At 53.6% G+C, this 440-nt stretch carries 1 protein-coding gene; it reads left to right on the top strand.

Going from position 1 to position 440, the window contains the following annotated elements:
- Nucleotides 1-49 precede the first annotated feature (49 nt).
- On the top strand, nt 50-440 hold a 391-nt coding region (locus tag EHS43_RS45875), incomplete at its 3' end, for an efflux RND transporter permease subunit (protein ID WP_185806704.1).

Here is a 440-nt window from a genome sequence, read left to right as displayed (position 1 = left end):
CCACTACCGATACCCCCGCAGATACTGCATCGAAGTAAGGCAATCTGACATGGCAAACTTTTTTATTCGACGACCGATATTTGCATGGGTGCTGGCCATTATTCTGATGATGGCGGGCGCACTGGCGATCCTACAATTGCCCGTCGCCCAGTATCCAACCATTGCGCCGCCTGCGGTTTCTGTTTCGGCAAACTATCCGGGTGCTGATGCGCAGACCGTGCAGGATACAGTGACGCAGGTTATCGAACAGAATATGAACGGTATCGATAACCTGATGTATATGTCCTCCACCAGCGATTCCGCCGGTAGCGTGACAATTACCCTTACCTTCCAGTCCGGGACCGATCCTGATATCGCGCAAGTACAGGTGCAGAACAAACTCCAGCTCGCCACGCCGTTGCTGCCGCAGGAGGTTCAGCAGCAGGGGATCAGTGTTGAAA

It is taken from the genome of Streptomyces sp. RP5T (assembly GCF_003933965.1).
Lineage (GTDB): Bacteria > Actinomycetota > Actinomycetes > Streptomycetales > Streptomycetaceae > Streptomyces.
The sequence above is the reverse complement of the archived record's forward strand: the minus strand, read 5'-3'. Positions and strand labels throughout refer to the sequence as shown.